Source organism: Geothrix alkalitolerans (assembly GCF_022808885.1).
Lineage (GTDB): Bacteria > Acidobacteriota > Holophagae > Holophagales > Holophagaceae > Geothrix > Geothrix alkalitolerans.
On the sequence record NZ_JAKZLE010000006.1, the window covers coordinates 222818 to 248905 of the forward strand.

21 protein-coding genes are annotated in these 26088 nt (G+C 66.8%); 10 read left to right on the forward strand and 11 right to left on the reverse strand.

Going from position 1 to position 26088, the window contains the following annotated elements; all coding sequences use genetic code 11:
* Position 1: 1 nt before the first annotated feature.
* The gene (locus MLJ35_RS12960; RefSeq protein WP_243384692.1) at positions 2 to 1123 is read left to right on the forward strand and encodes a response regulator; all 1122 of its coding nucleotides are present in this window, start codon (positions 2 to 4) and stop codon (positions 1121 to 1123) included.
* A gap of 46 nt (positions 1124 to 1169) precedes the next feature.
* On the opposite strand, the gene lipA is transcribed toward MLJ35_RS12960, so the two are convergent.
* Positions 1170 to 2054, reverse strand: coding sequence for a lipoyl synthase (gene lipA, locus MLJ35_RS12965; protein ID WP_243384693.1), 885 nt, complete (start codon positions 2052 to 2054; stop codon positions 1170 to 1172).
* Between the two features lie 50 nt (positions 2055 to 2104).
* Here lipA and MLJ35_RS12970 point away from each other — a divergent pair, with 50 nt between their 5' ends.
* Genes MLJ35_RS12970 through MLJ35_RS12980 form a run of 3 tightly spaced genes read left to right on the forward strand, consistent with a single transcriptional unit; the run spans position 2105 to position 3945 of the window.
* Positions 2105 to 2920 carry a segregation and condensation protein A gene (locus tag MLJ35_RS12970; RefSeq protein ID WP_243384694.1) on the forward strand — a complete coding sequence of 272 codons (816 nt, stop codon included), beginning with the start codon at positions 2105 to 2107 and terminating at the stop codon, positions 2918 to 2920.
* The gene (locus MLJ35_RS12975) at positions 2917 to 3390 is read left to right on the forward strand and encodes a hypothetical protein (protein WP_243384695.1); all 474 of its coding nucleotides are present in this window, start codon (positions 2917 to 2919) and stop codon (positions 3388 to 3390) included. Before MLJ35_RS12970 ends, MLJ35_RS12975 begins: the two co-directional genes overlap by 4 nt.
* 51 nt (positions 3391 to 3441) lie before the next feature.
* On the forward strand, positions 3442 to 3945 hold the full coding sequence (locus tag MLJ35_RS12980; protein WP_243384696.1) for a tetratricopeptide repeat protein: 504 nt from the start codon (positions 3442 to 3444) through the stop codon (positions 3943 to 3945).
* Positions 3946 to 3948: 3 nt separating this feature from the next.
* Here MLJ35_RS12980 and MLJ35_RS12985 read toward each other — a convergent pair whose 3' ends face one another.
* The 3 genes from MLJ35_RS12985 to uvrC form a co-directional block, all read right to left on the reverse strand.
* Entirely contained in the window at positions 3949 to 4860 is a 912-nt protein-coding gene (locus MLJ35_RS12985) for a YaiO family outer membrane beta-barrel protein (RefSeq protein WP_243384697.1), read from the reverse strand.
* Positions 4861 to 4909: 49 nt separating this feature from the next.
* Positions 4910 to 5215, reverse strand: a complete 306-nt coding sequence (locus MLJ35_RS12990) for a hypothetical protein (protein WP_243384698.1) — start codon at positions 5213 to 5215, stop codon at positions 4910 to 4912.
* Positions 5216 to 5318: 103 nt separating this feature from the next.
* Positions 5319 to 7145, reverse strand: coding sequence for an excinuclease ABC subunit UvrC (gene uvrC / locus MLJ35_RS12995; protein ID WP_243384699.1), 1827 nt, complete (start codon positions 7143 to 7145; stop codon positions 5319 to 5321).
* 67 nt (positions 7146 to 7212) lie between these two features.
* Between uvrC and MLJ35_RS13000 the strand changes: the two genes are divergently transcribed.
* On the forward strand, positions 7213 to 7836 hold the full coding sequence (locus tag MLJ35_RS13000) for an MBL fold metallo-hydrolase (RefSeq protein ID WP_243384700.1): 624 nt from the start codon (positions 7213 to 7215) through the stop codon (positions 7834 to 7836).
* 1 nt (position 7837) lies between these two features.
* Here the strand turns inward: MLJ35_RS13000 and MLJ35_RS13005 are convergent, their stop codons facing one another.
* Complete coding sequence (locus MLJ35_RS13005) at positions 7838 to 8437, reverse strand: hypothetical protein (protein ID WP_243384701.1); 600 nt, start codon at positions 8435 to 8437, stop codon at positions 7838 to 7840.
* Between the two features lie 101 nt (positions 8438 to 8538).
* Between MLJ35_RS13005 and MLJ35_RS13010 the strand changes: the two genes are divergently transcribed.
* The gene (locus tag MLJ35_RS13010; RefSeq protein WP_243384702.1) at positions 8539 to 9312 is read left to right on the forward strand and encodes a slipin family protein; all 774 of its coding nucleotides are present in this window, start codon (positions 8539 to 8541) and stop codon (positions 9310 to 9312) included.
* Here MLJ35_RS13010 and MLJ35_RS13015 read toward each other — a convergent pair.
* The gene (locus MLJ35_RS13015; RefSeq protein ID WP_243384703.1) at positions 9299 to 11251 is read right to left on the reverse strand and encodes a transglutaminase TgpA family protein; all 1953 of its coding nucleotides are present in this window, start codon (positions 11249 to 11251) and stop codon (positions 9299 to 9301) included. The genes MLJ35_RS13010 and MLJ35_RS13015 overlap by 14 nt on opposite strands.
* Positions 11248 to 12369, reverse strand: a complete 1122-nt coding sequence (locus tag MLJ35_RS13020) for an anhydro-N-acetylmuramic acid kinase (RefSeq protein ID WP_243324537.1) — start codon at positions 12367 to 12369, stop codon at positions 11248 to 11250. The genes MLJ35_RS13015 and MLJ35_RS13020 overlap by 4 nt, the downstream gene beginning before the upstream one ends.
* Positions 12370 to 12438: 69 nt before the next feature.
* On the opposite strand from MLJ35_RS13020, the gene MLJ35_RS13025 reads away from it, so the two are divergent.
* Positions 12439 to 13026, forward strand: a complete 588-nt coding sequence (locus MLJ35_RS13025; RefSeq protein ID WP_243384704.1) for a hypothetical protein — start codon at positions 12439 to 12441, stop codon at positions 13024 to 13026.
* Between the two features lie 218 nt (positions 13027 to 13244).
* Positions 13245 to 15962: a TonB-dependent receptor gene (locus MLJ35_RS13030; RefSeq protein ID WP_243384705.1), complete on the forward strand. Its 2718-nt coding sequence runs from the start codon at positions 13245 to 13247 to the stop codon at positions 15960 to 15962.
* 53 nt (positions 15963 to 16015) lie between these two features.
* Here MLJ35_RS13030 and gatC read toward each other — a convergent pair whose 3' ends face one another.
* Together gatC and tsaD are read right to left on the reverse strand one after the other, a co-directional pair.
* Positions 16016 to 16300 (reverse strand): Asp-tRNA(Asn)/Glu-tRNA(Gln) amidotransferase subunit GatC, encoded by a 285-nt coding sequence (gatC, locus tag MLJ35_RS13035; protein WP_243384706.1) that lies wholly within the window; start codon positions 16298 to 16300, stop codon positions 16016 to 16018.
* A 1-nt stretch (position 16301) separates the two neighbouring features.
* On the reverse strand, positions 16302 to 17345 hold the full coding sequence (tsaD, locus tag MLJ35_RS13040; RefSeq protein ID WP_243384707.1) for a tRNA (adenosine(37)-N6)-threonylcarbamoyltransferase complex transferase subunit TsaD: 1044 nt from the start codon (positions 17343 to 17345) through the stop codon (positions 16302 to 16304).
* Positions 17346 to 17358: 13 nt separating this feature from the next.
* Here tsaD and MLJ35_RS13045 point away from each other — a divergent pair, with 13 nt between their 5' ends.
* Both MLJ35_RS13045 and priA read left to right on the forward strand, forming a co-directional pair.
* On the forward strand, positions 17359 to 18585 hold the full coding sequence (locus MLJ35_RS13045) for a hypothetical protein (RefSeq protein ID WP_243384708.1): 1227 nt from the start codon (positions 17359 to 17361) through the stop codon (positions 18583 to 18585).
* Complete coding sequence (gene priA / locus MLJ35_RS13050; RefSeq protein ID WP_243384709.1) at positions 18582 to 20852, forward strand: replication restart helicase PriA; 2271 nt, start codon at positions 18582 to 18584, stop codon at positions 20850 to 20852. Before MLJ35_RS13045 ends, priA begins: the two co-directional genes overlap by 4 nt.
* Positions 20853 to 20896: 44 nt before the next feature.
* On the opposite strand, the gene MLJ35_RS13055 is transcribed toward priA, so the two are convergent.
* Positions 20897 to 25495: a pilus assembly protein gene (locus tag MLJ35_RS13055; RefSeq protein ID WP_243384710.1), complete on the reverse strand. Its 4599-nt coding sequence runs from the start codon at positions 25493 to 25495 to the stop codon at positions 20897 to 20899.
* Between the two features lie 13 nt (positions 25496 to 25508).
* Positions 25509 to 26081, reverse strand: a complete 573-nt coding sequence (locus MLJ35_RS13060) for a pilus assembly PilX N-terminal domain-containing protein (RefSeq protein WP_275976536.1) — start codon at positions 26079 to 26081, stop codon at positions 25509 to 25511.
* Between the last annotated feature and the right edge of the window lie 7 nt (positions 26082 to 26088).

The following is a 26088-nucleotide window of genomic DNA, read 5'->3' on the forward strand; positions in this document are numbered from 1 at the left end:
CATGACCGCCCTGCTGATCCTTTTCATGTTCGTCGCCTTCGTGGGCATCGACTTCCTGGTGCGCACGAGCCTCCGCCGCATGCGGGAGAAGCGCGAGCGTCAGGCCCGGGAAGCGGTGCTGAACACCGCCATCCACCTCGACTTCACCTACGAAGCCAAGAGCCTGAAGCGCGTGGAGGTCCCCAATCCCAAGGCCAGGATCCTGGCGGTGGACGACGAGGCCGTGGTGCTCGACTCCTTCCGGCGGATCCTGGTGCTCGAAGGCTTCAGCGTGGACACCGTCGAGCACGGCCCCGAAGCCCTGGGCCTGATCCAGCGCCACGACTATGACTTCCTCTTCACGGACCTCAAGATGCCGGACATGGATGGCGTGGACGTGGTGAAGGCGGCCAAGCATCTCCGGCCAGACCTGGACGTGGTGGTGATCACCGGCTACGGCAGCATCGACACCGCCGTGCAGACCCTCCAGTTCGGGGCCTGCGAGTACGTCCAGAAGCCCTTCACGGCCGACGAACTGGCCGAGTTCGCGAAGAAGATCCTCATCAAGCGCGAGGCCCGGCTCGAGGCCCAGCGGCGCCCGAATGTGCGCGTGGTGGCGCCGGAGATGGCCGAGGTCCTGTCCGCCAGCGAGTTCTGCGTGCCCGGCGGCGCGTTCCTGTCCACGGGTCACGCCTGGGTGCGCATCGAGCCCGAGGGGCAGATCCGCGTGGGCATCGACGACTTCGTGCGGAAGGCCCTCGGCTCGGTGAAGGGCGTGGTGCTTCCGGAACGGGGGAAGACAGTGCGGAAAGGCGACATCCTGTTCACCCTGAAGGGCGCCTCCGGCGAAGTCCACGTGGCCGCGCCGCTCAGCGGCAGCGTCGAGCACCACAATGAGGGCCTTCTCTCCTCGCCTTCCGACCTCATGCACAGCCCCTACGATCGCGGCTGGGTCTGCCTGATGACGCCCAGCGACCTGGCCGGCGAGCTGGCGGCCCTCAAGATCGGGCAGCCCGTCATCGACTGGTACCAGGAAGAGATCACCCGCTTCAGGACCGCGGAGACGCCTCTGGCCGCCGGCACCCTGGACTGGTCCACCTTCGAGAAGCAGTTCCTGGGCCAGGGCGAGCACGCCCCGGTCTGAGCCTCGGCGCCCGCCGGGAGAAGCCTGTCGGGAGAGCTTCGGGGGCCTAGCCCTCGAAGCTCTCCTTCGCGTGGTAGCTGGACCGCACGAGCGGGGCGGACTCCACCCGCTGGAAGCCCATCTCCAGGCCCTTCCGGCGGTACAGGTCGAACTCGGCCGGTTCCACGAAGCGGTCCAGGGGCAGGTGCAGCTCCGAAGGGGGAAGGTACTGGCCGATGGTGGCGATGTCCACGCGGCTGTGCCGCCAGTCGGCCATCAGCTCGAGCACCTGCTCCGACGTCTCCCCCAGGCCCACCATGATGCCGCTCTTCACGCGCATGGCCGGGGCGTGGACATCGCGCCACTCCGCTGTCCGGCGCAGCACCGCGAGGCTCTGGGCGTAGTCGGCGTCCGGCCGCACCCGCCGGTAGAGGTGGGGCACCGTCTCGACGTTGTGGTTCAGCACATCGGGCCGGGCCTCCAGCACCGTGAGCAGGTCCGCCTCGCGGCCGCGGAAGTCGGGGATGAGCACCTCCACCCCACAGTGGGGCGACAGGGTGCGGATCCACTGGATGGTGGCGGCGAAGTGCGCGGAACCCCCGTCCGGAAGGTCGTCCCGGTTCACGGAGGTGACCACCGCGAACTTCAGGCCCAGGCGGGCGACGGCTTCGGCCACGCGCTGGGGCTCCTCCGGGTCCAGCTCGCCCGGGCGGCCCTTGCCCACATTGCAGAAGCCGCAGTGCCGGGTGCAGACGTCACCCATGAGCATGAAGGTGGCCGTGCGGTGGACGCCCCAGCACTCATGCAGGTTGGGGCAGCGGGCCTCCTCGCAGACCGTCACCAGCCGCTGCTCGCGGATGAGCCCCTCGACCTCCGCCACCACCTCTGGCGCCGGCACGCGGATCTTCAGCCAGTCGGGGCGGGGGCCGGGGAGGACAGGAGGTCGGGCCATAGCTTTCCATTGTCGCTCAAGGGCGCCCGTTGGCGAGGTAGAATGGCCCCATGTCCGACACCCCCCAGGAAGTTCCCGAATCCATGGCTGAAGGTGCGCCTGCGCCGGAGGTTCCAAAAACCTTCGAGCCTCCCAAGGGCTTCGAGACGAAGTTCCGGGGGCTTGCGCTCCACCTGTCGGCCTTCGAAGGCCCCCTGGACCTGCTTCTGCACCTCATCCACGAGCAGAAGCTGGACATCCTGAACCTGCCCATGGCGGAGGTCACGCGGCAGTACATGGAATACCTCAAGCTCATGGAGGAGCTGAACCTGGAGATTGCGGCGGAGTTCGTGGCCATGGCGGCCCAGCTGCTGCAGATCAAGTCCCGGCTCATGCTGCCCCGTCCGCCCCAGGAATCGGGCGAGGAGGATCCCCGCGAGGCGCTGGTGCAGCGCCTGCTGGACTACCAGCAGGTGAAGGCCGCGGCCCAGGCCCTGTCCGAGCGCGAGTCCGACTGGCAGAAGGTGGCCTTTGCCCCGGGCCTGGACCTGGAGGACCACAAGCGCGTGGAGGACGAGCCCATCCGGGCCACGCTGTTCGACCTGCTCGGCGCCTACCGGGAGGCCCTCAAGCGCCTGCTCCCGCCGCCGCCGGTGGAGGTGCGGACCCAGCCCAAGACGCTGGAGCAGCGGGTGATGGAGGTGCTCCGCGATCTCCAGGATGGCCTGTGGAAGCCCTTCCAGGGCCTGCTGGGCCCGGCGCGGACCCGGGAGGAGCTGGTGCTGACCTTCCTGGCCCTTCTGGAACTGGTGCGGACCGGCCGCATCTCCCTGGTCCAGGGCGAGGCGTTCGGGGAGATCCGCGTCAAGGCCTCCGAGGCCGCGTGATCGAGGCGCCCGAGCACCTCCGGATGGCCTGCCGCCAAGCCCGCCTCGTGGGATTGGCCCTCTGCCTCGGCACGCCCATCCTCGTCGGCGCCCTGATCCTGTGCGGTCTCCTGCCACCCGGGAGCCATCCGCCTGAGGGGACGTATCTCCAGGTGGGCCATCTCTTCACCGGCCTGGTCTTCTTCTCCGCCGCCTGGGTGCTCTGGCGGCGCGGGGCGGTGCTGAAGGCCTTTCCCGGAATCCCCGCCGCGCAGCAGGCCGGCGTGGTCCTCCGGGAGACCCTCCTCTACGCGGCCCTGTTCGAGCTGAGCAGCCTCTACGGACTGGTGTACTGGCTGCTGGTGGGGGCCCACGCCCCGCGGCACGTATTCGGTTTCATCGTCCTGTCACCGCTCCTGTTCCTGGCCTTCGCCCCCCGGCTCCGCCACTGGGCGAAACCGCTGGAATCGGGTCCCGGGGGCGGCACGTGAGCCGCCTGGCATTATCCTGAGTGTCGCCAGTCGAGAGCCAGGGGGGGGGCCATGAGTGAACACGAGACGCGGCCAGGCCAGGAAGGCGCCCCGGACCAGACCCACAAGCTGGTCCTGCCCATGACGTCCGATCCGGTCCAGCGGACGCAGAAGATCTCCATCCAGGCCGGGACCTCCGGGCAGACGCAGGCGCCTGGCGCGCCGGCCAAGGCTTCCCGGCCGTGGACCTGGAAGCTGCTCTTGGGTTTCGGGGGCATCCTCGCGCTGGGGGGAGCGGCGCTCCTGCTGTCCTCCCGGGGGCCGGAGATCGGGGTACCCAAGCCCCAGGGTGGAGTTCAGGAAGCGGGTGCGCCGGACGCCATCCGGGCTTACATGGATCAGGCCCAGGCCGGTGACGTCCATGCCATGCGGATGCTTGGCGTGATGTACTATTACGGCCTCAACGTGCCGCAGGACCGGGAGAAGGGCCTCCAATGGTACCGCCAGGCGGCGGAGAAAGGCAGTGACGCGGCCCGCGAGGATCTCTCCAGGCTCCAGATGGGGGCCGCGAAGTAGGCCTCAGAAGGTGACCACCACCTGCAGGCTGCCGCCCCAGAAGTGGTAGGTCGAGACCTTTTCGCCCCAGGTGGCTTCCGCCTTCAGGGCCAGGGACGGGCTCAGCGGCCAGTGTCCCGAGAGGCTGGCGAGGCGCTCCTGGGGACGGGCGCCAAGCAGGGAGGTCGCGGCGCCCGTCGTGCCGCCCATCATGGACGAGCCGGTGCCGCCATATCCGAACCGGCCTCCGTATCCGCTTCCGCCCGTGGTCATGGCTGTGGTCGTCGAGGCAAGGCCGCCCCCGGAGGCGGTGCTTTCGATGATGCCCCGCCCCCAAGCCAGCCGCAGGTTGTGCCACATGTCGAAATCGTTTCCGCCGAACCTGAGGTTCAGGATGCAGCCGTCATCGGAGTCCCCGTAGGGTTCGTACTGGAGCCGTTGGTACCACACGGAGGCGCTCCAGGACCGGCCCTGGTAGGCGGGGCCCGCCTGGAGCAGCCGGACCTCCTGGTCCCCGTCGAAGCGGCTGAGCGCGCCAGCCAGATCCACCTTCCAACCGTGGGCGACATCCAGGTGGAAGTCCACGTCCACCCGCCCTCTCGGCAGAATGTCCGTGTTGGTGCCGCCGCTGACGCCCAGGAAGACCGATGAGGCCTTGCCGATGAGCAGGTATTTGCCCGCGGAGAAGAGCGTTCCTTTGCCCTCGGGTCGATCGAACCCCACGGCGGCGAGCTGCCAGGGCCCGCCGCGGGTGGGGTAGATGGTGCCTTCGAGTGTCCAGCCCTTCCACCGGCCGTAGCCATCGGAGAATGCCTGGTCGTACCCGCCCACGGCCAGGCGCGTGAGGGTGGTGGGCTGGGGAAGGTCGAAGTCGAGCGGATCTTCCTGGGCAGACAGCCCCAGGCAGGCCAGCAGGAGGAGGACGGGACGCTTCATCATCGGGGCTCCAGGTCTGCGTGGTCAGGTTCGATCATGGTGCGGCCGTTCAGCGCCCCCGGCCACCCTTGCCGGCCGCCCGTCCGGACCTCTGGCCCGTGCCCAGCGCCTGGCCGCAGCTGCCATCGCGCTTGCGGAGCTGATCCCGGGTCTTTGTCTGGTCTCGCGTCTGGTCCCGTGTCTGGTCCTGGCTCCTTGCCTGGTCCCGCGTCTGGTCCCGGTCGCGGGTCTGGGCCTGCGCCTGATCCCGGGCCTGGGAACGGGTCTGTGAGCGGGTCTGGTCCTTCTGAGGTGTCTGGGCCGAGAGGGCGAGGGCCGCGCCGAGTGCCGCGGCCAGGCAGATGGGAGTCTTCATGGGTGCCTCCATGGGGAGGTGCGGACTGGCCCGCACACCTGGAGAGAGGCGCCTTCTGCCATGTTGGTTGAGAGGATTCCACCTGACGTCAAGGTCGATGGAATCAGCCGTTGCCCTGGGGTTGCGCACGTTTCCACGCCTCGATGCGGCCGGTGGCGGCCGGGCCGACCGTCGCCGCCAAGTCTGTCTCGCTGGCTTCGCGAACTCGCGCGGCACTGCCGAAGGCCTGGAGCAGCTTCTTCGCCGTGGCAGGGCCGATGCCGGGAATCTGCGTCAGCTCCGTCTGGAGCGTGCGCTTGGCCCGCAGGTTCCGGTGGTAGGTGATGGCGAAGCGGTGGGCCTCGTCCCGGATGCGCTGGAGCAGCTGCAGCACGGGCGAGGACTTGGGGATGCGCAGGGGCTCGCTGGAGCCTGGCCGGAAGACCAGCTCCTCCTTCTTTGCGAGGCTGCCCAGCTCCAGCTGGTCGATGCCCAGTTCCTTCAAGGCGGCCTCCGCCGCATGGAGCTGGCCCAGGCCGCCGTCGATGAGCACCAGGTCCGGGAACGCCTGTCCCTCGTCCCGGAGCCTCTTGTAGCGCCGCGTTACCGCCTCATGCATGTTGGCGAAGTCGTCGTTCTGTTCGTTGGTCATCTTGAAGCGTCGGTAGCGGGCCTTGTCGGGCGCGCCGTCAGTGAACACCACGCAGCTGGCCACCACCTCGCGGCCTTGGCCGTGGCTGATGTCGAAGCACTCCATGCGCCGGGGCAGGTGGCTGAGGCCCAGGAAGGCCTGCAGGCCCTCGAGCACGGCCTCGTTGAGGCGCGCCGGCTCGAACTTGCGCTCCAGGGCCAGGCGGGCGTTCTCCTGGGCCATGGCCAGCAGGTCCACCTTCTCGCCCTTCTTCGGCACCGTGATCTGGGGACGGCTTCCCCGCATGCCGCCCAGCCAGTCCCGCAGCAGCTCGGCGTCCTCCGGCTCCACTTCTGCCAGGATGCGGCCGGGAACAGGGTCGGCGCTGTAGACGCGCTGGAGCACCTGGGCCAGCACAGCGCCGTCGAAGGTCTCGACCTCATTCAGCACATACTCCTGGCGCCCCATCATGCGGCCGTCCCGCAGCATGAGGCGGTGGACACAGGCCCGGCCGTCCAGCACGGCGCTGCCGTACACGTCCAGGTCCTCCAGGTTCGGACTGGCGGCTTTCTGGCGGGTGAACCAGGCATCCACCTGCTGGAGGGCGTCCCGGTGCTGGGCGGCCTGCTCGAAGGCGGCGGCCTCCGCGGCCTTCCACATGGCGGCCTCCAGCCGCGCCTTCAGCTCATCGCGCTTGCCTTCGAGGAACAGCCGCGCCTCCTTGGCCTGCTCCCGGTAGGCCTCCTGGCTCACGGCGGCGATGCAGGGGGCCGTGCAGCGGTGGAGCTGGTACTTCAGGCAGGCCCGGCCCCGCTTGCCGTCGATCTCGATGTCGCAGTCGCGGATCTGGAAGAAGCGGTACACCAGCTCCGCCGTGCGGTAGGCCGTGCTGGCCGGGAAGAAGGGGCCGTAGTAGAGGCCGCCGTCCTTCCGTACCTTCCGCGTGACGAAGACCTTGGGGAACGTCTCCTTCCAGGTGAGCTTCACGTAGGGGTAGCTCTTGTCGTCGCGCAGCAGGATGTTGAAGGGCGGCAGGTGCTCGTTGATGAGGTTGTTCTCCAGCACCAGGGCCTCGAGCTCCGTCTCGCAGACGATGAACTCCAGGTCCCAGATGCGGGCCACGAGGCGGCGGGTCTTGGCGTCCAGGTGCTTGTTCTGGAAGTAGGACTTCACCCGGTTCCGCAGCACCTTGGCCTTGCCGATGTAGAGCAGGGCCCCCTTCTGGTCGCGGTAGAGGTAGCACCCGGGACGCAGGGGCAGGTCCGACAGCTTGCGCTGGAGGGCGGGAGACTTGTCGAGGTTGTTCCGGATGGCGGCCACGGTTCAGTGTAGCTGTCAGCTCTCCGCTATCAGCTGTCGGCGGGGGCAGATCTGGGACAATGGGGGGATGCTGAACCTCGAGACCTTCCCCGTGGGTCCGCTGGGCTGCAACTGCTCCCTGCTGTGGGACCCCGACACGGGCCGGGGCGTGGTGGTGGACCCGGGCGGGGATGGCGCGAAGATCCGGAAGCGCGTGGAGGCCCTGGGCTTCCGGGTGACGGCCCTCCTGCACACCCACGCCCACTTCGACCACGTGGGCGCCACCAAGGAACTGCAGGACCTCTGGCAGTGTCCCGCCCACCTGCACGGGGACGATACCTTCCTCATCGAGGCCCTGGCCCAGCAGACGTCGATGTTCGGGATGCCGGCCATCCCACAGCCCGAGATGACGGGTCTGAACGCCGGGGACCGGCACATGGACCTCGCCACCCTGCACACCCCGGGCCACACGCCGGGTTCCTGCTGCTTCCACGGCACCTTCGAGATGGGTCAGGTGCTGCTGGCCGGCGATACCCTCTTCCGGGGCGGCGTAGGCCGCACGGACCTCTGGGGCGGGAACTGGGACGCGCTGGAGCAGAGCATCCGGCGCGAACTCTACGTCCTGGACGGCGCCACGCTGGTGATCCCGGGACACGGGCCCGCCACCACCCTGGGCGAAGAGGCGGCGAGCAATCCCTTCGTTCGGAAATAGGCTATCGGCCGAACCGGAAGACGGCGCTCACGGCGAGCCAGCTGATCGAGTCCATGCCCAGGCCGTCGGCCCCGTTCTTCTCCACCGACACGCTGTTGAGGTGGCCCTCGAGGCTGAAGACGCGGGAGAAGGTGTAGCCCCCTCCGATGCGGACGCCGATGCGGCCGGACTGGTTGGCCTCCACGTCCGGGAAGCCCGCGAGCTCGTAGGTGGCCTTTACCTTGTTCACGTTCAGGCCCACCAGGAAGTAGCCTCCCAGGGACGGCGAGATGGCGTTGAAGACGTAGTCGGCTCCGAACTGGGCCACGCCGAACCGGTTCTGCTGGGTGTTCCCGAAGATCGTCTGCTCCTTGCTCGCGAACCCGTTCGCGTTGAGGACCAGGCGCAACTGGTGGTGTTGGGTGAAGTTGAAGTCGATGTGCCCCCCGAAGTGGACGCCGAGGCCCTGGTTGGCGCCGAGGTAGTAGCCCCCCTCCTTCTTGTCGGCGAAGTCGCCGACGGGGAAGCCGAGGCCCGCCTGCAGCCCTCCGTTCAAGGTGGTGGACTGGGCCATCAGGCCGGATCCGGCCGCGAGCAGGAGCGCCAGGATCTTCGCGTTCATACACCCTCCTGGAAGAAACCGCCCAAAGGATAGCCGAGAAGCGGGTTGTCTTTCCCGGCTTTCTCTGGTGGCATGATGGGCATCCCCCCCGGAGGTCCTCGATGCCAGAACTCCTCGCCACGTCGTTCGGCTGCTTCGGCCCGATCGCGCTCGTCCTGCTGATCTACTTCTTCGCCTGCCTCAAGGTGGTGAACGAGTACGAGCGGCTGGTGGTCTTTACGCTCGGGAAGGTGGAGGACAAGCCCAAGGGGCCAGGCCTCTGCTTCGTGTGGCGGCCCTTCCAGACGGCCGTGACCGTCAGCCTGCGCACCGTCGTGATGGACGTGCCCAGCCAGGACATCATCACCCGCGACAACGTGAGCCTGAAGGTGAGCGCCGTCGTCTACTTCAAGGTGCTGGATCCCAAGGCGGCCATCGTGGGCGTGGAGAACTACTACTACGCCACCAGCCAGATGGCCCAGACCACGCTGCGCAGCATCCTGGGCGAGGTCACGCTGGACGAGCTGCTGGCGGACCGGGAGAAGCTGAGCCAGCGCCTGCGGGAGATCATCGATCACTCCACCGAGCCCTGGGGCATCGAGGTCACCAGCGTGGAGCTGAAGAGCGTGGACCTGCCCGAGCAGATCCAGCGGGCCATGGGCAAGCAGGCCGAGGCGGAGCGCGAGAAGCGGGCGAAGATCATCGCCGCGCAGGGCGAGCTCATGGCCAGCCAACAGCTGCTGGAGGCCGCCAACAAGATCAGCGAGAACCCCACGGCCATCCAGATGCGCTACCTGCAGACCCTCGCGGAGATCGCCACGGAGAAGAACAGCACCATCGTCTTCCCGCTGCCCATGGAGTTCATGAAGGCCTTCGAGAAGTTCACGAAGAGCTAGGTCGTTTCCAATTCCGCCAGGCCGCGGCCTCCGCCTTCGCCAGGGCGGAGGCCGCGCCGTTCCGGCCGCCGTAGGCCTCGGCATCCACCCGGTTGGCGAGCTCGATCAGGGCCCTGGAACGCTCGGGTCGCAGGGCGCCGAGCCGCAGCAGCCATGACCTGGCCGTCTCTCCAGCCAAGGGGGCGGCCACGCGCCGGGTCCGGGCCAGCAGGGGACGCAGGGCCCTGACAGCCCCCGGGCCCGCTGGTGCGGGTCGCCAGAGCCGCCGTGTCCGCCAGGCGATCCAGGCGGCGGCCGCCAGGGCGAGACCCCAGGACAGGCGGGCGGGGGGTGCCTTCCAGCGCCACTCCCAGCCCTGGATCCGCGCCTGGATCCAAGAGAGGCCCGCCACCTGGTCCTGGTCCGAGAAACGCACCACATGGCGGTCCCACTCGTAGCGCAGCGTGTCGAGCCAACGCGAGAAAAAGCCGAGGCTGTGCGGACCTTCCCGGGGATCCAAGCCCGCGGCGGCCGGCGTGGGATCGGCCACATGCCAGCGGCCCTGATCCCAGTACTCCACCCAGCTGTGGGCCTGGTCCTGGCTCACGCGGAAGTAGCCGCCCTCGGGAATCCAGGGGCCCAGGCGGAAGCCGTTCACGACCCGGGCGGGCACGCCCCGGGCCCGCAGCATCAGGGCCATGGCCGAGGCGAAGTACTCGCAGTGGCCGGCCTGGGTGCGGTCCAGGAAATCCTCCAGAGGATTTGCCGCCCGACCGGAGGGATTGTCCAAGGTATAGCGGAATCCGCGCAGGGATCGCTCCAGGGTCCGGGCCAGCTCCGGCGTGGGAAGGATGCCCGGCGCCAGGCGCAGGCTCCAGCGCCGAGCGGCCTCATGCTCGGGGCCCAGCTCAAGCAGGTGCTCCAGCCGTCGGGAGGACAGGACGGTCTCCGCCGGGCCGGCGTTTCCCGGGCTCCAGGTCACCGCCAGGGGCATGGGGCTGGTCCCGGGGAACCGCCAGCGGAGGCTGCCCCCTCCCCCGCGGCGAAGGGGCGTGTCAGGGGCCAGGCCCGTGGTTCCGTAGGGCAGGGTGAGGATGCCCTGGGCGCTGGGATAGAACAGGAACTCCGCCTGCCTGGCACCGGCTCCACCTTGCGGGCTTCTCCCACCGGCGGGTGTCAGGTCCCAGACGGTCCAGCGTGGGCCCTGGACCGTCTCCAGCGCCAAGCCGCGCAACAGGTCCAATCCAGGTACGGTCGTCGGATCCGTGCCGGAAGGCGGAGCGATGCGCAGGACCACCTCGGGATTGGGTTCGATGGGGCCGCCGCCGGCCAGGTCCAACTGGTCGCCGAAACCCGCCCGGCCTGCGGCCGCCGCGGTTCCCATGAACGCCGCGGGACGAAACCCGGCTTGGAGGCGTGGAAGGATGAGGAAGAAGGCGGCGCCGATCAGCAGCGTCGCGCCGATCCAGCCGGGGATGCGGGCATAGGGCGGCGGGGAGAGCACGCCCCGGCGCAGGCTGGCGGAGCCCTCCCAGCTCTGCTGGAGCAGGGCGGCGGCGGCTGATCCCAGCCAGAGCAAGGCCCAGGCCAGGAACACCAGATCCGTGGTGCTGACGGCCGTCGTGAGGAAGAGCAGGAACCCCATGAGCACCAGCTGGCGGCGCTGCGGCAGCCCTCTGGGCAGGATCAGCCTCATGCCAGCCAGCACGAACAGGGTGTGGATGGCCACCGGGAAGATGCCTCGGCCCCGGGCGAGATCGGCCAGGAAGAAGACCAGGGCACCAACCTCCAGCCAGCGTTGGTGCCGGCCCAGGTCCCAGCGCAGGGCCTCCACCACGGCCGCCGCCCCCAGGGGCAGGGCCATGACCGCCAGCTCGCCGGGCTCGTAGATGTCCGTGGACACGGCCGCGCCGAAGGCCACCCAGAGAGGCAGGTGGTCGACCCAGCGGGCGAGCCTCACGGCCAGACCCAGCTGCCGAGCGCCACGGGCCGCGCGGCGCCGGTCACCTCCGGCAGGTTCCCGGGCAGACCCAGGGCGCTGGCCGCGCCCAGCAGGGCCCAGCTCACGGCCTCCCGGGCGCCGGAGGGGAAGGCCGCGTCGTCTACGAGAGGCAGCGGCAGGCGCGAGGCCAGCTCCGCGCGAAGGCGGCCGTGCAGGGCCCCGCCGCCGCTCACCAGGCCGCGGGTATCCGGCGTGAACGGGGCCAGACGCGTCGCTTCGCGGGCCACGGCCTCGGCGCTGAAGGCGGCGAGCGTGGCCAAGCGATCCGCCATTGGAAGGGATTCCAGTCTCCCGGTCTCCGCCTCGAGCCAGGCGTCGCCGAAGACCTCCCGCCCGGTGGACTTGGGAGGCACCGCCTGGAAGTGCGGATGCGACAGCCACCGTTCCAGCAGGCCGGTGTGCACCGTTCCGGTGGCCGCGGCACCTCCGGGATCGAAGGCCTGGCCGAGCCAGCGCCGGGCCGCGAGGTCCAGGAGGGACATGCCCGGACCCGTGTCCCAGGCCTGGAGACGGTGGCCGTCCCAGTAGGCCAGGTTGGCGATGCCGCCCAGGTTCAGGGCCAGCCAGGGTTCGGGACCCCGCAGCCAACGCTCGGGCAGGGGCACCAGCGGAGCGCCCTGGCCGCCCAGGGCCATGTCGCGGCGGCGAAGGTCCCACACCACAGGGCAACCCAGTACCTCAGTCAGCACGTAGGGGTCCGCCAACTGGAGGGTGGCACCTTCCGCAGGCCGGTGTTGGACGGTCTGGCCGTGAAGGGAAGCCAGGTCGGGAACCAGGTTCAATCCGGCGCAGAGATCCGCCGCGGCACGGGCGTGGTGGTCCCCCAGGCGCCGCTGGAGGATGCAAAGCTCCGCGGGAGCCAGTCGGTTCGAGGCAGCTGCGAGGATTGCGGTTTTCAGTCCTTCGGAATAGGGTTCCGCCCGATGGCCCAGGAGGGCGCGGAAGGGCCGCCCGGCTTCGAAGCCCCTGGGGTCCACCTCCACCGCCGCCACATCCACGCCGTCGGCGCTGGTGCCGGACATGAGGCCCAGCACACGCCAGGGGCGGTCCTCCGGGAGCGGGATGCGGGAACGCATGATGCTGATCATGCCAGCAAGTACCCCCTGGGGTTTCGAGGTACCCTTAAGGTTCCCCGGGGGTTCCCCATGTTCTGGATCATCCTCATCATCGGCATCGTGCTCTTCTTCGTCCTCCGCGGGAAGAAGGACCGCCCCGAGCAGCTTGGCGCCTCCCGTCGGGCTCTCCCGACCGCGCCGCTGGAACCGCACACTTTTCCGTGTCCTTATCCCAAGTGCCCCGCCTGCGGCGCCACGGGCGACAAGATGGTCCAGGAATGGGATGGCCTCCGCGCCGTGAAGTGGACCTGCGGCTACTGCGGCGCCCTGGCCGGGGTGCAGACCCTGAAGGACGAGGAGCTGCCCCCCTCCGCGCGACGGCGCCTGGGCCTGGATGCGCCCATGCAGGGAGCGGCCCCCATGCAGCAGGGCGGCTATGGCCAGCCGGGCGGTGGCATGGGCGGGCTACTCACCGGCATGATGATCGGGAGCATGATGGGCGGCGGAAACCACCACCATCACGACGGGCAGAGCGGCAATGATGGCTGGGGCGGCGGCGCTTCTGGCGGCGGCTCCAGCGACTGGGGCGAGTCGAGCGGAGGCGACTGGGGCGACTCCGGTGGCGGAAGCGACTGGGGCGGTGGGGATTCCGGCGGCGACTCCGGTGGTGATTGGTAATAGGGAACTCAGGATCAGGGCACGGGAATCTGGGTGGTCAGGTTGGCTGATCTTGTCTTTATTCAGCTAGATACCTGTATCGACATAAATGATGATCATTGTATCATTAATGAGTGCCATGGAAATTTTCCTTGATGCAGACATTCAAATGTCCATGATGAAGCCACTTCTTTTTTGAATCTGGCCATCCGATGGTGGCCATTCCTTTTGGAGCGGCCATGGCCAGCCGTCGCATGCGCTATCTGACCCTGCTTCTAGCCTCCGGAGCCGTTCTCTCGGCCCAGACCACGGGGTCCCTGCAGGGGCGCGTGATGGATCCGAAGGGACGGCCGGTCGTCGGCGCCACCGTGTCCGTCAGCGGGGCGGGGATCCAGGGAGGCCGCTCCACCACCACCGATGAATCCGGCACCTATCGCATCGGCCTGCTGCCCCCGGGACTTTGCACCATCACCGCCACCAAGGAAGGCCTGAACGCCGCGAAGGCGCAGATCCAGGTCGGCCTGGACCGCACGGCCACGGTCGATATGACGCTGAAATCCGTCGCGGCGGCGACGGTGGAAGTGACGGACGCCCCTGCGACCGTGGATCTGAAGGCCACCACCGCCGGGAGCAACTACACCAGCGAGGCCATCCTGAAGCTGCCCACCACCCGCGACTTCGCCAATGTGGCACTGCTCGCGCCCGGCGTGTCCCAGGACAACGTGGGCTTCAAGGTCTACGGTTCCTCCGGGGCCGAGAACAACTTCGTGGTGGATGGCATCAACACCACCAACGTGGAGTTCGGCACCCAGGGCAAGAAGATCCCCCAGGAGTTCGTGCAGGAATTCCAGGTCAAGACCGGGGGGTACGAGGCGGAATACGGCAAGGCCACTGGCGGCATCATCAATGTCATCACCAAGTCGGGCGGCAACGAATTTTCGGGGGACGTGTTCGCCTATTCCGAGGGCCGGGCCTTCAAGAGCGGGAACCGGCACACGGACGACGCCAACCTCCGCCTGAAGCCCCTGCTCCTGGAGAACCGTACCTCGGAATACGGCTTCGATATCGGTGGCCCGATCATCAAGGACAAGCTCTGGTTCTTCGCCGCCTATGACCGGCGCACCAACTCCCAGGAATCCCAGGTTCGGGTGCCGGGGCCGGATTATGGATTGAAGGCTCCCACGGACTCCACCCGCGACCTGTACGCCCTGAAGCTCACCTGGCGTCTCGCCGAGAACCAGACCCTCATCGCCTCGATCCTCGGCGACCCCGAGAAGGTCACGGGGGCTGTGAAGGATCCCCAGGGTCCCTCAACCACCTGGGATGGCGAGCGGAAGATCGGCGGCACGGACTTGAGCCTGCGATATGAGCTGACCGGCCAGTCCTGGTTCGTTCAGCTCCAGGCCAGCCAGCACGAGGAGAAGAATTCCGTCCTGCCCACGGGCGCCGGGGCCACGCTCATCCAGACCGTGGACAACACCACCCAGCGGAACAGCGGCGGGTTCGGCCGCTACGACGACAAGGACTTCACCCGCACCAACTTCTCCGGTTCGCTCACCTGGTACCTCGGGCCGCACGAGCTCAAGGGCGGGTTCGACCTCCAGACCGACAAGGCCACCATCCACCGCGGGTATTCGGGCGGCCAGCAGGTCACGGACTACGGCAACGGCACCTATTCCCACTACTACTGGACCGTCGCCGGCGCGGACGTGAACAACGCGCCCAGCATCATTTTCAACGCCTCTCCGAAGCACGAGAGCGCGGGCTACTTCATCCAGGACAAGTGGTCCGCCACCCCTGCCCTCACCTTCAACCTGGGTGTCCGCCTCGACACCACCAAGATCAAGGACCAGCACGGGGCCACCAAGATCGACCTGAAGGACCAGTGGGCCCCCCGCCTGGGCGTCATCTGGGATTGGGCCGGGAAGGGGCAGGACAAGCTCTATGTGAGCCTGTCACGGTTCTACGAGCAGGTGCCCCTCGATCTCGTCATCCGCTCCTTCAGCGACGAGAGCAATCCCACGATCTTCAACTTCAGCCCCACCAGCCTGGTCCCGGACCCCGCCGCGGGCACCAGCTCCATCGTCGGCTCGTACATCGAGCCGGTGGATCCCGATCTCAAGGGCCAGTATTCGGATGAGCTCATCCTGGGGGCCGAGACGACCGTGGCCGCCAACTACGTCCTCGGAGCCAAGTACATCCGCCGCTATGTGGGACGGGCCATCGAGGACTCCCTCGATGTGAACAGCCCCCTGGGCGACTACTTCATCATGAACCCCGGAACCAGCCAGACCGGCAAGCAGTACCCCCGGGCCACCCGCGACTACAAGGGCGTGGAAGTCAGCGTGCAGCGGAAGTTCGCTGACCACTACACGTGGCAGGCCTCGTACCTCTGGAGCAAGCTGGACGGCAACTACGAGGGCGCCTACCAGGGGGTCGGCGGACCGGATGGGACCGGGCAGCTGGATCCGAACATCAACTCGGCCTTCGATGAACCCGCCTTCATGGTCAACAGCGAGGGACGGCTCAGTGGCGACCGCACCCATCAGGTCAAGGCGAACGGCTACTACGAATGGGACTTCGGCCTCAGCCTCGGCGCCTCGTTCACTTATGCCACGGGCACCCCGGTCAACCGCCTCGGCTTCGCGGACCAGGTGCAGCCCTTCCCCTACACCCGGTACGAGCTCTTCCTCACGCCTCGCGGATCCGAAGGGCGCACCCCGAACACCAGCCGCCTGGACCTGAATCTGGGCTACACCTTCAAGATCGTCGGTAAGCAGCAGGTGCGCCTCTCGCTCGACGTCACCAATGTCCTCAACAGCCAGAGCGCCACGGCCCTGGACCAGCGGTACAACTTCAGCGGCCTCGATGTGGGCCAGACGAACCCCTACTTCAAGGCCCCCACCACCTTCCAGTCGCCTCGCTCGGTCCGCTTCGGCGTCCGCTACAGCTTCTGATTCCTATTCCTGCCCATGGGAAACGGCTCCTCGGAGCCGTTTCTTTTTTCCGGTCAGAGGACCTTGGGCACGACGAAGTGCCCCAGGACCTGCTCGGGCGCGTTGGCCAGGGCCTGGGCCTGCGTGAACGTATCCCGCGGCTCGTCCTCCCGGCGGGGCAGGGGATGGGCGAGGGCCTGGAACATCGGCTCGACCTCGTCCAGGGGCAGCTCATCCAGGCTGGCCGCGTGGGTGAGCATACGGGCCATGGCCACCCGCATGGGCTCGATCTCCTCCTCTCGCAGGCTCAGGTGGGCCAGGGCGGCACAGCGCAGCACATCCTCGCGGGTCACGTCCATGTCAGGCTCCGAGTTTGAGGTCCGCGTCGGCGTTCTGGATCCAGGGCTCGGCGTCCGGCTCCAGCAGGGCGCCCGCGGCGGCGATCATGGCGCCGTTGTCCGTGCAGAGGCGCGGCTCGGGGATGGCCAGGGTCAAGCCCGTTCGGGCGGCCAGGACCGCGGCGTCGGCGCGCAGCCTTGAGTTGCAGGCCACGCCGCCGCTGATCACGAGGCCTCTGGCGCCATGCTCCTCCGCCAGCGCGGGCAGGGGCTTCAGCAGCCAAGTGCTGATGGCCTCCTGAAGGCTGCGGCAGAGGCCTTGGACATCAGAATCATTAGCGCCCGCCGCGGCCAGGCGCGGGTTCCGCTCCACCCGCAGCTTCACGGCGGTCTTCAGGCCCGAGAAGCTCCAGGAGGCCTTGCCGTCGCGGAACTTCGGCGGCGTGAAGGGATCCGCGGCCTTATTCGCGGTGCGGGCGCAGGCGTCCACCACGGGCCCGCCGGGGTAGCCCAGGTTCAACATGCGGGCGGCCTTGTCGAAGGCCTCGCCCGCCGCGTCATCCCGCGTTTTCTGGAGGAGCTGGAGCGAGGTCCAGTCCTTTGCCAGGTAGAGGTGGGTGTGCCCGCCGGAAACCAGCAGCACCAGGGCCGGAAACGGCAGGTCGGGCGCAGAAAAGCGGGCGGCGTTCAAGTGCCCCAGCAGGTGGTGGACCCCCACCCATGGGATTCCTTCCTGCCAGGCCAGGGCCTTGCTGGCGCTGAAGGTGGCCAGCAGGCTGCCCACCAAGCCAGGCCCGCGGGTGACGGCGATGCGGTCGAGATCCTTCAGTCCGATTCCGGCCTGCGCCACCGCCTCGGCCATGACCGCGCGCACCTGCAGCAGGTGCTCTCGCGCAGCGAGCTCGGGCACCACGCCGCCAAAGGGTCCGTGGATGGCGTCCTGGCTCTCCCGCACCAGCGATTTCAGCACCGGACCCGCGGCCGTCTCCTCCACCACCGCGGCGGAGCAGTCGTCGCAGGAGGATTCCAGGCCGAGGACCAGCATCCGGATAGTGTAACTTGGCACCTGGAGCCTCCCCATGCGCGGTCTGACGATGCTGCTGCTGCCCGCCCTGCTGCTGGCCCAGCGACCACCCGCATCTCCCGCCGGGGCCTTCGACCGGGAGCTGAAGCGGAACCGGTTCGGCACCTGGCTGGTCCTGGAGGACGAAGGGGCCGCCTGGGGCGCGGCCATGCGGTCGGCCCTGGACGAGGAGCCCATGATCCTGCTCAACCTGCCGCTGAAGGTGGTGGCGGGGGGCAAGAAGGCGGACGCCCTTGCACCGGTCCTCCGGGAGCGCTTCGGCTGGCCGAAGGGAGCCCACTGGGCCCTGGTGGACGCAAAGGGCCGCGTGAAGGCCGAGGGGGCCGGAATCCCCATGCCAGGGGCTCTGGGCCGGGCTGTGGAGCAGGCGGGGATCTCTTCCCGGGCGCAGGAACTGGAGGCCTTCCTCCGGCATAACCCGGACCGCCAGGATGCGCGGGCGGCATTGGTCCAGGACTACCTCGCCGTGGCGACCCGGCGGACGAAGAAGGCCCTGAACCTCTCCGGATCCAAACCGGCGCCTTCGGAGCCGGTTCCCGTCAAGCCGCTCGATCCCGAGGTGGACCTGAAGATTTGGGCCGCGGTGGCCCAGCAGCTGGACACCGTCCTCCGCGAAGTTGGCGGCGCGCCCGATGGCTCCCATGGGTTTCTGCTCGGCCATCAGATCCGGAGATCTGCTGCGGAGCACTCTCCATCCATGATCGCGGTGCTGGAGCGGCACAAGGCGACCTTGGAGGAGACGCTTCGCCGGTCGCCAGAGAACTTCGCCACGTGGCAGCTCTGGATCGCCGCCTCCCAGAAGTGCGGCGGGTGGCCTCTCCAGCCCCTGCTGGCGACCATTCCGGCCTTGCCCGGCACTCCGCCGGGGTCCTGGCCGCCCCAGGGCATCTTCGAGGCGTATCTGAAGGACGCGAAATCCAGGAGCGACTGGACGACGATCCGGGAGGTCCTGGAACCCCGCTGGAATGACCTCCGGGACGCCGCCCTGGATGGGCAGATGCACTTGGGGAACAACGCCATCTCCTGGGACTGGAACCTTGGTCCCTTGCTGGAGGCACAGGTTTCCCAGGGAGACATTGGGGCCGCCGACCAGGTGCTGAACGAAGCGGCCGAGGTGATGGGCTGGCCCGGCCTTCCAGGAAAGGCCCGGGACCTTGCCACGCGGCTGAACCGCCCCGACCTCGCGACCCGCTGGGGCGCCCTCGCCGTGAAGGGCCGATGAGCCTCGTCCCCACGCGCATCCAGCTCAACCGTCCCCTGCCGCCGCTCACCTACCTGGCGCCGGATGGACTTCCCGCAGGGGTGCGGGTGCGGGTGCGGGTGCGGAACAGCCTGGCGGTGGGCCTGGCCGTGGGGCCGGATCCCGCGCCTCCCGCGGCGAGGCTGCGCCCCGTGGAGGCGGTGATCGACCCCTTTCCCCTGCTGCCGCCGAAGCTGCGGGAGCTGCAGGCCTTCGCCGCCCGCTACTACGGCTGCCTGGAGGCCCACCTGCTGCCCCTGAGCTTGCCCCAGGCCCTGCTGCCCCACTGGGAGGCGGACGAGGATGGACAGCGGCTGTCGTTCCAGCGGGACCGGGGCGCCTGGGACGTGCTGGGGGATCTGGGCGAAGCCTGGCACCGGGACCCGTCCATCCTGCCCACGCTGCTGCACCGGCCCCTGCTGCGGGGCGCGGGCTTCACGGAGGTGCGCCTCACCGGTGCCCCCCACCCGCCCCGGGTGACCTCCGCCCAGGCGAAGATCCTCCTGGCCCTGGAGGAAGCTGGCGGCGCCCTCATGGAGCCGGAGCTGCTGGAGGCCGCCGGTGTGGGCGCCTCCGTGCTGGGCACCCTGGAGAAGCGCGGCCTCGTGGCGCGCATGAAGCGGGTGGACCTGCTGGCCCAGCGCCGGGAGGCGGGCGCGGACCGCACGGTGATCCTCAACGAGGAGCAGCGGGCGGCCCTGGAGGCTGTGGATCCCGGGAGCTTCGGCGTGCATCTGCTCCAGGGCGTCACCGGCTCGGGCAAGACCGAGGTGTACCTGGCCCTGGCGGAGCGGGTGCTGGCGGCCGGTCGGCGGGTGCTCTGGCTGGTGCCGGAGATCGGCCTCACGGCCCGGCTGCTGGACCGCCTGGAGGCTCGCTTCCCCGGCCGCGTCGCCGTGGGCCATGCCGGTCTCAACGCCGGCGAGAAGCACGGCGACGTGGTGCGGCTGCTCTTCAACGGGGCGGACCTCTTCGTGGGCGTCCGGAACGCGGTGATGGCTCCGCTTCGGGACATCGGGCTCGTCATCGTGGACGAGGAGCATGAGGGTTCCTACAAATCCGAGGAACACCCCCGCATCCACGCCCGTGACCTGGCCATCAAGCGGGCCCAGCTCGAGGGCTGCCCCATCGTGCTGGGCAGCGCCACACCCAGTCTCGAAAGCTGGCAGGCGGCGCAGAGCGGGCGCTACCGGTTGCTCCAGCTGAAGCAGCGGCCGGCGGGCATCACCCTCCCGGCCGTGGAGGTGGTGGATCTGCGGGACGCGTACCGGGAGATGCGGCGCAAGGTGATCCTGACGCCGTTGTTGATGCGGGCCCTCACGGAGGTCCTGGCGCGGGGCGAGCAGGCCCTGCTCCTGCTGAACCGCCGGGGCTACGAGAACTTCTGGATGTGCCGGGCCTGCGGGAGGACGCTCGGCTGCCCCCACTGCGCCATCTCCCTGACCTACCACCGCGGCGATTTCCGCCTGCGCTGCCACCTGTGCGGCCACGAGACCGTACCGCCGGAGGCCTGCCCCGACTGCGGCGCCGATCACCTGCGGGGCGTGGGCGAGGGCACGGAGCAGGTGGAGGAGCACCTGAAGCAGCTCTTTCCGTCGGCCCGCATTCTGCGCCTGGACCGGGACACCACGCGCCGCCGGGGTTCCTTCGAAGCGGGCCTGCTGGCCGCCGAGACTGGCGAGGTGGACATCCTGGTGGGCACCCAGATGCTGGCCAAGGGCCACACCTTCCCAAAGCTCACCCTGGTGGGCGTGCTCAACGCGGACCAGGGCCTGAAGGTGGCGGACTTCCGGGCCTCCGAGCGCACCTTCCAGCTGCTCACCCAGGTGGCGGGCCGCGCGGGCCGGGCCGAGCTGCCGGGCCGGGTGATCCTCCAGACCTATTCGCCCGAGCATCCGGCCATCACCTTCGCCCTGGCCCAGGACTTCGAGGGCTTCGCCGCCTCGGAGCTGCCCTTCCGCGAGGGTCTGGGCTACCCGCCCTTCACGGCCCTCAGTCTCTACCGTGCCGAGGCGGACACGCCGAAGGAGGCCCGCGACGCCCTGGAGGCTTTCCGGCAACGCTTGACTGTCCCCGGCCTGAGGGTGCTCGGTCCCCTGGAGGCTCCCGTTCCCCGCGTTCGTGACCGCTGGCGCATGCACCTGCTCCTCAAGGGCACCCGCGGAGCCCTGGGCGAGGTCCTTGCGCGCCATCCCTTGGAACCTTCAGGGCCCATCAGCCTGGACCGGGATCCCATCCAGTTCGGATAGAAAAAGGGCCCCCGAAGGGGCCCAGGTTGGACAGGTGAACATCCTTATCGGACTACGCGCCAGGAACGGAGCTTGAGTCCTGCCTGCTTGGAGGTATCCCGGACATTCTGCAGCGAGGCTGTGTTGGATCCCGTCTGCTGATTGAAGGACGTCGTCGAGGCAGCCGTGACTGCACCGCCTTGAATCACCCGATCTCCCGTGTCCGTCATCTCGCTGGCCAGGGAATTGAAGAAGAAGGCCAATCCGCTGCAGGAATCTGAGTTCCGGTTGAGGGTGTCTGTATCGCCGACGAGCGTCGAGGCCTCGAGTCTGCTCTGGCTCGAAATTCCCAGGGGGCGGAGTATGTCGCATTCACGGAATGTCCTGGTGAACGCATTGGAAGAACACTTATAACCTGAATTCCCATTGATGTTGAATATGGAGAAGAAGATGGAATTCTGTTTAATCAAAGGGCTGACAAGCACTTTGTCGTGCGTGGTGTCTAGATAGGCCTGACCAGGTAGGGAACCATTAAGAAGATCGTAGTAATAACCTGTATTATTCGCAAAAAGGTAATTGGAGTCTCCTGGCGTCACCTTCCCATTGTCATTGGTATAGCTGGTGGTCCAATTGAAGTTCGCATCGCTCGTGTCCTTGATCTCCTGAAGGCTGCTCTCCGGAATGCCAGATGTATCCATTCCTTGGTTATTGCTGTCTTGCCGGTCCGCAAAAACAAGCATGCGATTGGTAAGGGGGGGGTAACTCTTGAGAGTGATGGTCCCATCTGAGACGGATTCATCGGCGTCTGTCGGATTGTTCCAGTCGCCGGATCCGATGGCGATCATGGCCGTCATCGGAGCGAAATTCGGCTGCGAAGGGGGAGGATTACCCAATTTCACGGCAGGGACCGGGTAGCCACTGTCCAGAAGACTCGTCTCTGGCCGTGTGCTGAAGCGGAAGGCGGAGTTACTGTAGATGAACCGCGGCGTCGCTCTCCAGTTGTTCATGATGCTGGTGTCCAGGCGGAATCCTCCCGGGTATCCGTTGGCTGGGTCCGCACCACTGAGCGACGAGGAGTCCAAGGCCATCACATTGCCCTTCATGTCGGCGAAATAGATGCGATGGACCAGCGGGTAGCCCAAAAAGATTCCGAGGGGAGAAACAGCGGAAGGGATGGCGCCGACTTTGGGGTCTCCAGACCAATCCCAAGTCTTGAGGATGGTACCCGTCCGAGGATCCAGGGCGAGCATGGAGCGTCCCATCCCCTGGCTCGAAGTGATGGGCGGGTTGGCTCTGACGCGATAACGGGCATTGATTTCGGGGTTGGCATAGCCACCGGGGAGGAAGCACACAGCCGTTTTCGTGGCCAGCGTTCCGTCGGTGCTGATGTAGGTGAAGACGGGAGTCGCGGTACTCGCCCCCATTCTCTTGACCGTATCGATGGTTGAGGTCTGCGGATCGAGCTTCCACATGAACTTGGGAAGCCCCGGGGTACCACCGGTCCCACTCAGGGAAAGCGCGTAATAGCTCCTGGCGCCTTTTCGCATGCCGAAGACGATGATGGCGTCTTCCGTTGCGTCTACGCGGGTGTTTCCAATGGGTGAGCCTGAGGGAGGGACGTCCTCCCAGAACAGTGCGGGGTTCCCGTCAACTGTATAGGTATGAGGAAGCACATCATTGATGCCATCGTTCAAGTAGACCTGATAGAGGGTGTTCAGCACATCGGGTGGGATGAAGGACCAGGCTTCAGTGGCCTTCGCCTTTACGTAGCCGCTGGCGTCGGTGGAAGCGGACTCCACGAAGCAGTGGAGCTGTCCCATGTTTGTTCCCACTAGGACGAGCCTCACATGCGGATCTGTACCTGTGCTGGGCCAGGCAATGGAGGATGGCAGATCCCGGATGTTGTCCGATCCGAGTTCGATGGCCAGAGGCGAGGAATTGACGATATCTCCCATGATGTCGATTCGGTTGTTGGTGGCGGCGTAGGTGGGATTCCTGTGCTGCCCGCGGATGAAATTGATGAATTTCTGGACGGTCGCCGTGGTGGGTGTAGGGGTGTAGCCCGCCGCGGTGAACTGAGCGACGAGGGCATTCACCAGGGTGGTGTTGTCTGAGGCGAATCTTGTCAAGGCTGAACCGTTCAGGGTGTATACGTTCCGCTGGCTCCAAAGCAGCCCGCTGCCTCCCGCGACGCCGTCGGTGTAGGGCGGCACCCCATTGGAGTAATCCGTGCTGAGGTAGGCACCGAAAATGTCGAAGGCGGACCAGAGGTGCCGATGATCGAAATCATTGGTTCCAGTGATCACGATGGGTTGGCCCGAGCTGTCCAGAAGGGGCTGGTTCAGGGCATCGGTGGGGGTATAGGAGGCAATGGTGTTCCGGCTTTGGGAATCGTAGAAGGACAGGACTTCCGTCGTTCCCGCGGCATTGAGGCTCCGCTTGAGTCCGACGGAAAAGAGGTTGCCTGACCAGACTGGCGTGCGGCTGGTCCGGAAAATGCCGAAGTAGGCTTGCGTTGTGACACGGGCCCCGGTCGAGGGGGTTGCGGGAGCCGACAGGGAGGCGGAACCGGCCACGATATAGGCGACAGCGTTCCTGAAATTATCCTCCAGCTGGGTTGGACTTCCTGAAGGGTAGTAGTGGACCTGACCAGGGTTGGTGGGATCCACGATGGAGGTGTCATAGCCCGGCTTGTCGGAGTACCACTTGCCATATCCCAGGTCCTTTCGGGTTGGATCTGACCACTGGGCAATGCGGAAGAACTGAGCCGAAGCACTGCGAAGGTTGTGGGAAGATCCACAGTAGACGCTCCCGGGGATGCCCACGCTCACGACCAGCGTCTGAAGGCCCGGGTTCGCAGAGCTTCGGGTGGTTCCCGGGGCGATTTCCCAGGGAGCGCCCCAATGGGAGGAGGTGTTGGTTGCGGCTTCCGCGAACGCCGCGACAGAAGCCAGGGCCGCGGGATGGAAGGATATGCTCCCAGGGGTGAGGGATCCAGTGGCGCTGGGGCCTTGGCAAAGCGGGGCCCCTGGATAATTCCCGCCGATCTGCGGCACGCCTCCTCCGACGCCGGAAGGGATGGCCCCCGACTTGCTGCCATAAGCAATGGCGGCGTCTTCGGAGATGTTTGTGGGTGAGCCGATGTCGGTCGAATCCGTGAATCCACCGGTCGGGAACATGATCACGTATTTCTGGCTGGGGCAGGTGGCGGATGAGGCCGGGAAAATATCCGTCATGCTGTGCTTTGTGGGTTCGACGGTCGTCCGATAGTAGGTGTTGGCCAAAGCGTAGGCCCACGGCTGCGGGGTTCGCGGGTCCATGGTGCCCCCGCTCAATTTGCAGGGATCGTTATTGCCGGTGGCTTCGATGAAATCATTCAGCGCGTCGTAGGTTTTCGGAGCCTGGAGGTAGACCTGGCTCCATCCGGAAGGGCCCATGCGCTGAAGGCTTGTGGCGTTGGTGGACACGCCAGTGCTCGCATCATTGGTGAGCTTGCGAAGATACTTCCGGTTCCTAATGGACACGTCATTCCACAGACTGCTCTGGGACGGATTGTTGTCTACCGGGCCCACGTTGCCCCAGTCGATGCCTTCTTCGGAGTTGAGAGGATTGTCGACACGTCCATCCACATAGCGATAGACGATGTTCACCTTCCCCACGTAGTCCAAGAAGACGTTGATGGCTGCCATCTTCAGCGCCTGGTACCTCGCCATCACGGGCAGTCCGTTGAACCAGCCCTCTGCCGTGACCTTGCCGCTCATTCCGGGGACCGTGGTCTGTTCCGTCGCAGCGGGAACCGCATAGCCGGCGGGCGAGGCATAGTTGCCGGAGGTTGGGGCGGCAGACCAGCAGAATCCGTTCCCGACCTCTTTGGATCCGAATATCCACGCCATGTAATCAAAGGGATAATAGAAGTTGCCGATCGGCACATAGCCGGCGGGAATATTCTGAAGGTCCGATCCCGAAGCTGGGTTCGTACCGCTCAGATTCGCCTCAGACCAGGGATCATAATGGGGGCCGTCCGATCCGGCCTGGGTGTGTTGGAAATTGGTGATGCCGGAATTGCTGGGGCGGCGAGGGTTGCTGGGATCGGCCGAGTAGGGCGAGTCCCAGATCTGGGAGGGACATGGAAGATCCACGCTGCGCCCGTTGATGGTGAACCGGACATGCGTGATGTGGGCAATGGTGTCCGCATCCGAAGATCCCGCGATAACACTCGCCTTGGACTGTGTGTTGCTGCTCCCGGAAAATTGATACGGAGTTCCAACAAGAGCTGGGGCGGCGGGACCGTGTCCACTTCCGTTATAGAAGTCCTGGCTCTGTGGCCAACGATAAAGCCGGACTTCGGTCGTCCCCTTTTTTAGCAGGAAAATGTAGCCATAATCCTTGCCCTGAATAATTGTACTGCAATCGATTCCGGGTACACCGGCGTTGGCGATGTACTGGTTGCGGCCGTTGTTGGTGAGGTAGATCGCTGGCTCATACACGGCCCGGCTGAGGGTACTGAAATCCATGAGGCAGACGACCGCGGATTGTCCGGCGTCGGATTTGTAAACATCCAGGGTGTCGGTCCTGGTTCGGAGCTGGGGTTCCACCTGGGCCTTGAGGCTCGACCCCAGGATCAAGAGCAGACCGGACAGAAGGGCAGTGCGTATGTTGGACATGGTTTCCCTCGACTCAGTAGACGAGCGCTTCGCGACGGGAGATGAAGGATTGGCCAGTGTTCGCGATATTGGCCCTGCCTGTGCTGCGCGCGATGAAGGCGGCTGGGCCTTTTGACTTCTGGGTGGCAAAAGGATGACCCAGGTAGCGGAGTTCCAAGTCGAAGGCGGGTTGAACGACGCTAGTTGTTTGCAGATACCCAGCGGTGCCTGGCGTCAGATCCCCGCCGATGTTCGAGGCCAACATTGTGACCTTGATCGTGCCGTCGGGGTCCATGCCGGTGAAGGTGTTGTTGGACGGGTCGATTGCATTCAAGAGCGCCTGGTACTGGGTCGCGATCATCTGCGCCGTGGGAGAGGGGGCAGTCACGTAGGGGGTGTTGCTCCAAGTGATGAGATAGTCGATGCCGGAGTCTGCCATTTCATAGGCTTTTCGACCGGTGGATTCGTTGCTGGTGATGAGGGCCTCACGAATGGCCGAGCGGCTGAGGCTCACGGTGACCACGGCCGCGACGCTCAACAGGATGAGGGCCATTAGGATGGCGATTCCACCTGATTCTCGGTGGCTGGATGGTGTCGGATGGCTCATGGTCGCA